Genomic DNA, 11,768 nt, shown 5'->3' with positions numbered 1-11,768 from the left:
GGCTGGTTTACGGCCGCTGCGTCCGCCTTCTTTAAAAATTCGAAAGTAGTTCGTAATAACCGTACGGCCCACAGGGTATTTAGGCTCGTACTCGCTTAGCGTGCCGAACCATCCTGCGCACCGCGCCACGTGCGCAGCAGCAGCGCATTGGTGACTACGCTGACGCTCGAAAACGCCATTGCCGCGCCGGCCAGCATCGGGTTCAGCAGGCCGAAGGCGGCCAGCGGAATGCCGATCAGGTTATAGACGAAGGCCCAGAACAGGTTCTGCTGGATCTTGCGCCAGGTCCTGCGTGAGATGTCGATGGCGTCGGCCACCAGCGCCGGATCGCCGCGCATCAGCGTGATGCCGGCTGCATGCATGGCGACGTCGGTGCCGGTCGCCATGGCAATGCCGATGTCGGCGGCGGCGAGCGCGGGCGCGTCGTTGATGCCGTCGCCGGCCATCGCGACAATGCCGGCGCTGCGAATTTTCAGGTCGCGGATAACGCGGGCTTTGTCGTCGGGCAGCACTTCCGCGTGGAATTCGTCGATGCCGAGCGCCTTGGCGACGCTCGCCGCGCTGCCGCGGTTGTCGCCGGTGACCAGCACGCTCGTGATGCCCATGCGTGCCAGCCGTTCGATGGCCGCGCGCGCCGTCGGTTTGACGGTGTCGCCGAACGCGATCAATGCCAGAGCCGCGGGCGCTTGCGGATCGCGCTGCATGAGCCAGGAGACGGTGTTGCCGGCGGCTTCGAGTTCGTGAGCCCGCGCGGCAAGTTCAGGCGGCAATTCGATGCCGAGTTCGTTGAGCCAGCGTCCGCTGCCCAGCGCGAGCGTGCGGCCGTCGACTTCCGCTTCGACGCCGCGGCCCGCGACCGCGCGTGCGGCGCTGGCGTGCAGCGCGCGCGTCTGCGTGGGAGCCGCAACGGTGTCGCCAATCGCCGCGGGCATGTCGGCGGACTGCGTCGTAGCTGCTTCATAGGCTTTGACCACCGCGCGCGCCAGCGGATGATCGCTGTTGCGCTGAACCGCTGCCGCAAGCTCCAGCGCCTCTGCGCGGCTGATGCCGCCAATCGGCTCGAACGCGGTGACAGACGGCTGGCCGAGCGTCAGCGTGCCGGTTTTATCGAACGCGACAATCGTCACCCGATGCGCGGTTTCCAGTGCCTCGGCGTCTTTGATCAGCACGCCGCGCCGCGCCGCGACGCCGGTGCCGGCCATGATGGCCGCCGGCGTGGCGAGTCCGAGCGCGCACGGGCACGCGATCACCAGCACGGCGACCGCGTTCAGAATCGCGGTTTCGCCGCCCGCGCCGGCGATCAGCCAGCCCACCAATGTGAGCGCGGCAATCGCCAGGATCGCCGGCACGAAGATTTCGCTGACCCGATCGACCAGCCGCTGGATCGGCGCCTTCTCGGCCTGCGCGCTTTCCACGAGGCGGATGATGCGCGCAAGCGTGGTTTCCGCGCCGATCGCCGTGGTCGTCACGGCAATCGCGCCTTCACCGTTGATCGAGCCGGCAGTGACCGGGTCGGCCACCTGCTTCGGCACCGGCAGGCTTTCGCCGGTGATCAGGGATTCGTCGATATGCGTGCGGCCTTCGAGCACCGCGCCGTCGACCGGCACGCGCTCGCCAGGACGCACGAGCACCACCGTGCCGACCCGCACTTGCGCGAGCGGCACGTCGCGCTCGTCGGCGCCGACACGAATGCGCGCGCGATCGGGGCGCAGCGCGTTGAGGGCGCGGATGGCGTCGGTGGTCTGGCGTTTGGCGCGTGCTTCGAGCCACTTGCCGAAGCGCACCAGCGTAATCACGACCGCCGACGCTTCGAAATACAGATGCATCATGTCGCCGGGATGGGTCGCCAGTTCGTAGACGCTGATGCCATACGCCGCCGATGTGCCGAGCGCCACCAGCAAGTCCATGTTGCCCGCGCCGGCCCGCACCGCTCGATAGGCCGCGCGATAGAAGCGCGCGCCGAACACGAACTGCACGATCGAGGCGAGCGCGAATTGCAGCCAGGGCGACAGCATTGCGTGCAAACCGAACCATTCGCCGACCATCGGCACGGCGAGCGGCAGCGTCAGCGCGGCGGAGGCGAGCACGGCGGCCAGCTCGCGGCGGGTCTGGTCGCGCTTGCGGTCGGCGGACGCGGCCTCGTCGGCGGCGGTGGAGGTATCCGGCGGTGCGCTCAACGTCGCTTCGTAGCCCGCTTTCTTGACGGCGGCGATCAGCGCGTCCGGGCCGGCGGCTGCGCCGTCCAGATCGACAGTCGCGGTTTCAGTCGCCAGATTCACCGACGCGCTCACGACGCCCGGCACTTTGGCGAGCGCCTTTTCGACGCGCATCGCGCACGAGGCGCAAGTCATGCCGCCGATGTCGAGTTCGGTGGTGTGGGCGGAAGCGTCGGCGGCATCCGCGGGGCGCTGGGCGGTGGCAAGTTCGGTCATGGTAGGCAAGGCTCGTGGCGGCATCAGGCCGCATCATGAGGCCAGTATTGACCTTCCCATAATGGGAAGGTCAAGGACGAATTGCAGTGCGTGCTTCAACGGCGCCGGTATGGCGCTGATTTATCGCGGAAACGTCCGCTCAGTACGCGGGCGGCGCGTCCAGCATGGCTTGGCCGACCGCCTGCTGTTCGTCGCTTGAGCGCGCGAGCAGGGTGTCGGCCGCGCCGCGACGGTCGGCCGCCGCCTTGTTTTGACCGAGTTTCCACTTGCCGACGAGGCGCGTCACCTCGATTTCGATGCCGACGATCGCACCGAGCATCTGCGCGATGAAGTCGGCGGGAGCGTCGCCCATTTTCCACGGCACCGGTTCGCCGGCTTCCATCTTGCGGGTCAGGCGCGCGACGAGGCCGCGCACGAACGACTCGTCGTCGCGCACGACGATCCGGCCGTGCGCATGCACCACCATATAGTTATAAGTCGGCACCTGCCGATGCGCCTCGTGCTTGCTCGGATACCAGTTCGGCGAGATGTAGGCGGCCGGGCCCTGAAAGATCACGAGCGCTTCCGGGTTCGCCGCGGCTTCCTGCCACACGGGATTGGCGCGGGCGACGTGAGCGCGGAGGATACCGTGCGTCTCACCCGTCGCCGCATCGGACTGGCTCCCCGCAGCGGGCGCTTCGAATTCGAACGGCAAATGATTCGCGTCGAGTCCGGTCGGTCCGTGGGTAATCAACGCGCCGAAAGGCTGCTCGGCGATCAGGCGGTGGAGAACCTCTGAACGGTTCTCTTCGAAATGGGCAGGCATGTACATGAAGCGCTCCGGATACGAGGGGGCGAAAGAGCAGCGATGAAAGTCGCCCGAGGCTTCGACGCCCGGGCGGATGTAATAAAAAAACGTCAACGGTACTGCAAAAAGGACTGTATGCGCGCGCGAACCGGCGCTATTGCTGCCTTTGCGCTTGCCTGGTGACCAAGGATACGATACAACCCGGTGTTGTCGGCATCGCGAACCGCGGACTGGATGCGTTGGGCTTTGGGAGGCCGCGCAAGCAGGGCTCGTCGCGCACCGGCGTCTCCCTTAGGACCACACGTTCCGCCACCTGAACGAATGATAAAAAATCGCCGAGAGCTGTACTCGAGTCATTGGACCTGCGCATCGCTCGCAGGCCTCGTATTTCTGGCGGGTTGCGCGTCGACTCCCACCGCAACGCAGAAATCCACCGGTTGGATCAAGGACGAAGTCGCCGATTCGTACGTATTCGGCTATCCGCTGGTGCTGATGGGCGTCGCGCGCGACGCGGCGGTCGGCACCGATCCCGGCCGTGCGCCGCTCAATACGCTGCGCCACGCTCAGGCATTGCCGCCGATCGGCGCCGCCAATCCGATGCAGCCGAGCCTCGATACGTTCGATTCGACCGGCTGGCTGGACCTCGGCAGTGAACCGGTGATCGTGGCGCTGCCCGACTCGCACGGCCGCTACGTGGATGCCCGCGTGCTCGACATGTGGACTAACGTGGTCTGGTCGACCAGTTCGCAGTTCGCCACTCGTGCGGCTGGCATCAAGCCGCAGGCGATTGCCTTCGTCGGCCCGGGCTGGCAGGGCGAGTTGCCCAAGGGCGTGAAGCGGGTCGACGTGCCGACCCGGAATGCATGGGTGAGCGTGCGCATTCAGTCGAACGGCACACGTGATCTGACGGCAGTCCGCAAGCTGCAGCGCGCCATTCGCGTCGCGCCGCTGAGCGTCTACGCGGGCGACACGCGTTCTGCTTCCATCGCCCCCGCGCGCAGCAATGCCGCCGATGCCGCCGTGCCTGCTTCCGGCACGCCGGCCGCGCAAGTCGCCGCGCTCGATGCCAATGGGTTCTTCAACCGGCTCGCGCAGGCCTTGCCCGACAATCCGCCGACGCCGGCCGATCCGCACGCGCTCAAATTCCTTTCCGACCTCGGCGTGACGCCCGGCGAGCCGGTCAAGCTGCCGAATGCGCCGGAAGCCATTACGGCGGGTCTTGCCGACGGTCATGAGCGCGTCGTCACGCCGCCGTCCAATCTGCTGAACGGCAACGGCTGGAGCTGGTTCGGCGACGGCGTAGGCACCTACGGTCCCGACTACGCGCTGCGCGCCTATGCCGCATACGCGCAACCGGGTATCGGCACGAAAGACGACGAAGTTCGCGCGGTCGTCACCCAGGACAGCGACGGTCGGGCGCTCAACGGCGCAAACCGTTACGTGATCCACTTCGCGCCGAATCAGCTGCCGCCGGTGCGCGGCTTCTGGTCGATCACCGCCTACACGAAGGACGGCGCGTTGGGCGAAAGCGCGCCGGCGCGTCTCGCGGTCGGCGACCGCAACGGCGCGCGCCGCAATCGCGATGGCTCGCTCGACGTGACCGTGTCGTCCGCTCGCAGCAAGAGCGGCAACTGGCTGCCGGCGCCGCGCGCCGATCTGCAACTCGTGCTGCGTCTGTACGCGCCCAAGGCGCAAGCCACCGACGGCAGTTGGCAACCGCCGGCCGTCGTGCGTCAGTGAGCGTGTCCGTGACGTGATAGCCGTGCTTCAATAGCGGCCGGCTAGAGACGACCCGCGGACTACTCGCTAACAACCCGCTAACGCATCGAGCAAAGCATGTCCGCCAACTCACCGCGGCGGACATGCGGCGCTATCGCGCAGGGGAATGTGTAAGCCTCGCCTTACATTTATATCCCGCGAAACATTCAAGACTTATACTGCCGCTTGCGGGATTTTCGTTTTCGCGGCGGGCTTGCCGCCGCACTACCCAAGACCGAGCATGGCAAGCCTTAATAAAGCATCACTAGCATCGTCCATGCAGACCGTGCGCGATGTCGCGCAGTCACGCCGCACCCGGCGTGTCATTACCGGCCTGCTGATCTTCCTCGTATTGTTCGGTCTGCTGGGCTTCTTTGCTGCACCGCCGCTGATTCGCCACATTGCCGAGCAACAGCTCAGCAAACAACTCGACCGTCCGGCCACCATCGGCCGTATTGCGCTCAATCCGTATACGCTCCGGCTCGAAGCCGATCGCGTGCATATCGGCGAGCGCGGCGGCGCGGGTGACTTCGTGGATATCTCGCGGCTCATCGTGCAGCCGTCATGGAGTTCGCTGTTTCGCGCGGCGCCGATTATCGACGAAGTGCAGCTCGATTCGCCGCGCTTCCATATTGTTCGTTACGACGCGCAGCGTTTCAATTTCACGGATCTGATCGAGAAATTCTCGAAGCAGCCGGCCAAGCCGGACAGCAAACCGACGCTATTTTCCGTATCGAATATTCGCCTCGAAAACGGCCAGATCACATTCGACGACAAACTCCTCGGCGCCACGCACGTCATCGATCAATGGAAGCTCGGCATTCCGTTCATCGCTACGCTGCCTTCGAAAACCGATATCTTCGTCGAGCCGCTGCTGCGGGCGCGCATCGACGGCAGTCCGCTTGCCATCGACGGTAAGACCAAGCCGTTTGCCGCGTCGCGTGAGTCGGAGGTGTCGTTGCGCTTCGACGGGCTCGATGTGCCGCGTCTCATCTCCTACGTGCCGACCAAACTGCCGGTGATCGTGCAGTCCGGCAAACTGTCCACTGATCTCAAGCTCAACTTCGTGGTCTCGAACGACGCGCCCTCGCTGCGCGTGGCGGGCACCGTGGATATGAACGACGTGGACGTGCAGGATCAAAGCAAGGCGCCGTTCTTCGCGGCGCGCGCCGTGCATGTGGCCGCCGCCACGCTGGAGCCGTTCAAGAGCCTTTATCACTTGGACGAGATCCGTATCGACGCGCCCACCGCCAATCTCGCGCGTGATAAAGACGGCGTGCTGAGCGTCGAGAAGATGTTCGCGCCGGAACCGGCTGCTGCTGCCGCACAACCGGCCGCAAGCGCGCCGGTTGCCGCATCCGCCGCCAATGCCACCGCGAAGGTAGCGCCGCCACTGGACCTGGCGATCAAGCGCTTCGTGCTCAATGACGGCACCGTCAATGTTCGCGACAACGCCGCCTCGCGTCCCGTCGATGTCGGTATGCAAAAGCTGGCCGTGACGCTGACCGATTTTTCGACGCTCGCCACTGCACCCGCTCATTACACGCTCAATACCGATTTCAAGGACAGCGGTGGATCCCTTGGTGTGGCCGGCGCGTTCGGCTTCGTGGCGAAAACGGCGAGCGCGAAGCTCGACCTGAAGGCGTTGAACCTGCCCAAGTTGCAACCGTACCTCGACACCGCGACTGCGGCGCAAGTCATGGACGGCACGCTCTCCGCCACGGCCAATATCGGCGCGAACTGGTCGAAGTTGCCGGCGGCCGTGATGGTCACCGACACCCAAGTGAATCTGCAGTCGCTGAAGCTCGCGGCGCGCGGCAGCAAGGATCCGGTGATTGCGCTCACGCAAGGCAGCGCAAAGGTCAAGCAGGTGGATGTGACGGCGCGCACCGCCGAAGTGACCAGCATCGACACGACCGGGCTCGCGGTCGATGCCCAGCGTCTGAAAGACGGCAGCATCAACCTCGCCGCGCTTGGCGGACAGCACGAAGCCACGCCGGAGCGCACCGCGATCCATGCGGTCAAGAAGGCGCACGCGGAAGGGCCCGCGTGGCGTTACAAGATCGGCGAGTTGATCCTGAAGGACGCCACCGCCAATTTCACGGACAACACCACGCCGCAGCCGGTGAAACTGAACATCACGCCGCTGCAACTGAAGGTGCAGAACATCAGCGACGACCTGAGCCGTCCGCTGCCGGTCGATCTGCAGGCCACGCTGAACAAGAAGGGCACGCTGGGCGTCAAGGGTGACGTGACGGCGACGCCGCTCAAGGTGGCCGTCAAAGTGAATGCCAACCGGCTCGACGCGGCGGCCTTCGAACCGTACTTCGGCAGCAAGCTGAATGCGGTGATCGCGAGCGCGCTGCTCAATGCGGACGGCGATCTCGCGTTGAGCCAGGCGAAGTCGCTGAAGGCGACCTATCACGGCGACATGGCGCTCGTCGAAGTGCGCATGCTAGACAAGGCGACCTCGGATCCATTCGCGGGATGGGGCTCGCTCGCGTTGTCCAACCTCAAAGCCGATTACGACGAGCATGGCACCGTGGTCGACGCGGGCCGCGTCACGTTCACGAAGTTCTATGGTCGCGTGCTGCTCGACGCGCAGGGCAAGCTCAACCTCAAGGACGTCGTCGCGCACGAATCCGGCGCCGCGCAATCGCTGACGCGTGACAAGAGCGGCGCCGAACCCGTGCCGCTGACGCCGCAAGCGGCTTCGACGGTGGCGGCCGCATCCGCACCGCCGCCGGCGTCGGCCGCAAACGCCACGGTCACGGCTGCTACGCCGCCGCAAAGCCCGGTCAAGCTGCACTTCGGCCAGCTGGTTCTGCAACAGGGCCGCGTGACGTACACGGACAATTTCATCAAGCCGAATTTCACGGCGAACCTGGTCGGCATTCAGGGCACGGTCGGCGCGTTCGGCACGCAATCCACCACATCCGCGCCGGTCGACATCGCCGCGAAACTGGCCGCCAATGGTCCGCTATCGATTCGCGGCACGGTCAATCCGCTGATTGCGAAACCGGCGCTCGATCTCACGGCGGTCGCGCACGATATCGAGCTGACCAATCTCACGCCGTATTCGGCGAAATACGCCGGTTATCCGATCACCAAGGGCAAGCTGAATGTCGATCTGCACTACCAGCTCGAAAACGATCAACTGAACGCGAACAATCACATTTTCATCGATCAACTCACGTTCGGCGATCACGTCGACAACAATACGGCGACCAAACTGCCCGTGCGTCTCGCGATTTCGCTGCTAAAGAACTCGCGCGGCGAAATCGACGTGAACCTGCCGGTGTCCGGCTCGCTGTCGAATCCGGAATTCAGCATTGGCGGCCTGATCTGGCATGCGGTGCTCAATCTGCTCGAAAAAGCGGTGACCGCGCCGTTCTCTCTGATCGCCAATGCGTTCGGCGGCAAGGGCGAGGAGTTGGGTTATGTCGAGTTCGAGCCGGGCTCGGCGAAACTCACGGACGCCGACACCCAGAAGCTCGACACGATCGTGAAGGCGTTGAGCGACAAGCCGTCGATTCGCATGGACCTGATTGGCCGCGTGGATCCGGCTGTGGACGAACCCGCGTTGCGCACCGGCTATGTGGACCGCCTCGTCAAGCAGCAAAAGATCAAGGACGTGGTGGGCAATGGCGAGAGCGTTGATCTCTCGACCGTCACCGTTGATCCGAAGGAGTACGACAAGTACCTGAGCAAGGCCTACAAATCGGCGGACTTCAAGAAACCGCGTAACTTTGTCGGCCTGACCAAGAGCTTGCCGGACGACGACATGAAGAGCGCGCTCGCCGCCAACGCACCGATCGATGACGCCAGCCTGCGCCAGCTCGCGCAACAGCGGGCGCAGAGCGTGCAGCAGTATCTGGACGGCAAGATCGACAGCAGCCGCGTGTTCATCGTCGCGCCGAAGCTGACCGCGGAGGGCATCAAGGACAAGGGCGCGACGACGCGAGTCGACTTCGGCCTGAAGTGAGCAGACTCAGACCCGGCGCTCAAGCGGCGCGCGTCGGCGTCTTCAATGCGGTTTGCTCGATGACGCGCGCAAGGGTGTCGAACGCGGGACCAATCTTGTCGTTCGGCACGCACGCATAGCCGAGAAGCAGTCCGCGCCGCGCGGGCGGGTCGCTGCTGTAGTAGCTTGCGAGCGGGCGCACGATCACGCCGGCGTCGAAAGCGGCGGCCGTCACCGCGCGATCGTTCGCGTGATCCGGCAGGCCGAGCACCAGATGCAGTCCGGCTTCATCGCCCATTACCGGCAACTCGGTGCCGAAACGCGCGGTAATCGCGTCGATCAGAATCTGCCGGCGCTCGCCGTATAGCGCACGCATGCGCCGAACGTGCGAGGTGAGGTGGCCGTCCATGATGAAGTCGGTCATCACCGCTTGCTGCATCAACTGACCTTCGCGGTATAACTCGGCCACGCCCGTGCGGAACGTGTCCACCAGATGCTCCGGCGCGATCATGTAGCCGATCCGCAGGCCCGGAAACAGCATCTTCCCCAGACTGCCGACGTAGATCACCTGGCCGGCATCGTCGAGTCCTTGCAGCGAGGCGAGCGGACGGCTGCCGTAGCGGAACTCGCTGTCGTAATCGTCCTCGATGATCCACACGTTGTGCTGGCGCGCGTATTCGAGCAGCGTGCGGCGGCGCGCGAGGCTCATCACCATGCCGAGCGGATATTGATGCGACGGCGTGACGAGTGCGAGCCGCGGCGGCTGTTGCAAATCCTGTTCGCGCGGATTCAGACCTTCGTCATCCACCGGCACCGGCACAAGGGTAATCCCCGATGACTGCAGCACACTACGCGCGCCCCAATAGCAGGGTTCTTCGACCCACGCGCGGTCGCCCACATCGGTCAACAGGCGCACAGCCAGATCGATCGATTGATGAATGCCGGTGGTGATGATGATCTGATCGGGCGTGCAATTCACCGAGCGCGCGACGCGCAGGTAATCCGACAATGCCCGCCGCAATGGCCGGTAGCCGCCGCCGGGCGCGTAGGTCAGCAGATCGGGATTGGCCTCCTTCCACAAACGTGCCTGCAAGCGGCTCCACGTGCGCGCCGGAAATTCCGCGACGTCGGGCACGCCTGGCATGAACGCGCCCCATTGTTTGGCGGACACGCCGGCTTTATCGATCAGATGCCGTCCCCGGGTCGACAGGTCGCCTAGATCGCGCTTCGGCGGCTTTGGGGTTTCCGTGACCGTACTGCCTGCCTTGTCGACGCTCGCCACTGCCGGCTTCGTGCGCGTATTCACGGCTGCCGTGTCCGGACGCGTGTCGGCGACGTAAGTGCCGCTGCCGGTGGTCGAGATCACGTACCCCTCAGCGGTCAACTGGTCGTAGACGTGCAGAACCGTGTTGCGCGCAATGCCGAGGTCTTCGGCGAGCGTGCGCGAACTGGGCAGTTTGGTGCCCGGCGGCAACTGGCCGGTCAGAATGGCCTGCTGCATGAGCCGCAACGTCTGCCTGTAGACCGGTTCGGCGGCCATGCGGTCGAGTCTCGCGGCCAGCCAATCCGACAAAATCACGGTGTCCAAGTGGTTCTATCCGGAATAATGAAATGGTTCCATATTGTAGAACCGTAACGGTCTATAGTGAGCCACGCAATGGATGCAATCCCGCTGCTTTGCAGGGGAGCCAGCCAGACCGCAGAGGAGACTTAACCGATGAAAACCGATGACGTGATCGTCAGCTTTCGGGGTGTGCGCAAGACGTACGACGGCGAAACGCTGGTCGTCAAACAACTTGATCTGGATATCTATCAGGGCGAATTTCTGACCCTGCTCGGGCCGTCCGGATCCGGGAAAACCACCTGCCTGATGATGCTGGCGGGTTTTGAGTTTCCCACCGGCGGCGAGATCTGGCTGGACGGCACGCTGCTCAACACAGTGCCACCGCATAAGCGCAACATTGGCATGGTGTTTCAGAACTATGCGTTGTTTCCGCATCTGACAGTCGAACAGAACGTTGCCTATCCATTGACCGTGCGCAAGATTTCGGCGCAGGAGCGCGCGGAACGCACCCATAACGCGTTGAAGATGGTGCGCATGGAGAGCTTCGCAAAGCGCTATCCCGCGCAACTTTCAGGCGGACAGCAGCAGCGCATCGCGCTCGCCCGCGCGCTGGTGTTCGAACCGAAGCTCGTGCTGATGGACGAGCCGCTCGGCGCGCTGGACAAACAGTTGCGCGAACACATGCAGTACGAACTTAAATCATTGCACGAGAAACTCGGCGTGACGTTCGTGTACGTCACGCACGATCAGGGCGAGGCACTGACCATGTCCGACCGCGTCGCCGTGTTCGATAAAGGCATCGTGCAGCAACTCGATACCGTCGATCGGCTGTACGAATCGCCATGCAATGAGTTCGTGGCGAACTTCATCGGCGACAGCAACAAGCTGCGCGGCACGATCGCGAATGTCGAGGGTGAGTTCTGCGAATTCCGTCTGAGCGACGGCACGCGGCTCACCGGTCGCAATATCGGCGGCGCGCGGGCGGGTACGCCGGCGGTTGCATGTATTCGCCCCGAGCGCATGAAGCTCGCCAACGGCCTGTCACGGCCAGGCGCCAATGCGCTGGCCGGCGAGGCACGCGGGCTGATCTATTTCGGCGACCACGTGCGCATGCGTTGTGGTTTGCATGAACAGGACGAGTGCTTCGTCAAGGTGCCGCTCGGCACCGACGCGCTCGACACCTTCGCGCCCGGCGCGCCGGTCGCACTGGAGTTCGCACCCGAGCATCTGCGGGTATTCGCAGGGGCGTGAATGCGCCGGACA

Annotated in this window: 6 protein-coding genes; 3 read left to right on the top strand and 3 right to left on the bottom strand. The window is 64.4% G+C overall.

Annotation, left to right across the window (positions count from 1 at the left end; translation table 11 throughout):
* Positions 1-95: 95 nt before the first annotated feature.
* Together P0D71_RS30505 and P0D71_RS30500 are read right to left on the bottom strand one after the other, a co-directional pair.
* On the bottom strand, positions 96-2,432 hold the full coding sequence (locus P0D71_RS30505) for a heavy metal translocating P-type ATPase (RefSeq protein ID WP_408483364.1): 2,337 nt from the start codon (positions 2,430-2,432) through the stop codon (positions 96-98).
* A gap of 139 nt (positions 2,433-2,571) precedes the next feature.
* Entirely contained in the window at positions 2,572-3,243 is a 672-nt protein-coding gene (locus P0D71_RS30500; RefSeq protein ID WP_408483363.1) for an FMN-binding negative transcriptional regulator, read from the bottom strand.
* Positions 3,244-3,540: 297 nt separating this feature from the next.
* Here P0D71_RS30500 and P0D71_RS30495 point away from each other — a divergent pair, with 297 nt between their 5' ends.
* Both P0D71_RS30495 and P0D71_RS30490 read left to right on the top strand, forming a co-directional pair.
* The gene (locus P0D71_RS30495; RefSeq protein ID WP_091805067.1) at positions 3,541-4,959 is read left to right on the top strand and encodes a DUF1254 domain-containing protein; all 1,419 of its coding nucleotides are present in this window, start codon (positions 3,541-3,543) and stop codon (positions 4,957-4,959) included.
* A gap of 259 nt (positions 4,960-5,218) precedes the next feature.
* Positions 5,219-8,962 (top strand): DUF748 domain-containing protein, encoded by a 3,744-nt coding sequence (locus P0D71_RS30490; protein ID WP_408483362.1) that lies wholly within the window; start codon positions 5,219-5,221, stop codon positions 8,960-8,962.
* Between the two features lie 19 nt (positions 8,963-8,981).
* Here P0D71_RS30490 and pdxR read toward each other — a convergent pair whose 3' ends face one another.
* On the bottom strand, positions 8,982-10,529 hold the full coding sequence (pdxR, locus tag P0D71_RS30485; RefSeq protein WP_408483361.1) for a MocR-like pyridoxine biosynthesis transcription factor PdxR: 1,548 nt from the start codon (positions 10,527-10,529) through the stop codon (positions 8,982-8,984).
* Between the two features lie 129 nt (positions 10,530-10,658).
* On the opposite strand from pdxR, the gene P0D71_RS30480 reads away from it, so the two are divergent.
* Positions 10,659-11,756, top strand: a complete 1,098-nt coding sequence (locus P0D71_RS30480) for an ABC transporter ATP-binding protein (protein ID WP_091805058.1) — start codon at positions 10,659-10,661, stop codon at positions 11,754-11,756.
* Positions 11,757-11,768 lie beyond the last annotated feature (12 nt).

The sequence above is a fragment of the Paraburkholderia sp. RL17-383-BIF-A genome (genome assembly GCF_046028015.1).
Taxonomy (GTDB): domain Bacteria; phylum Pseudomonadota; class Gammaproteobacteria; order Burkholderiales; family Burkholderiaceae; genus Paraburkholderia.
Note: the sequence above shows the minus strand (reverse complement) of the source record. Positions and strands in the feature narration are given on the sequence as shown.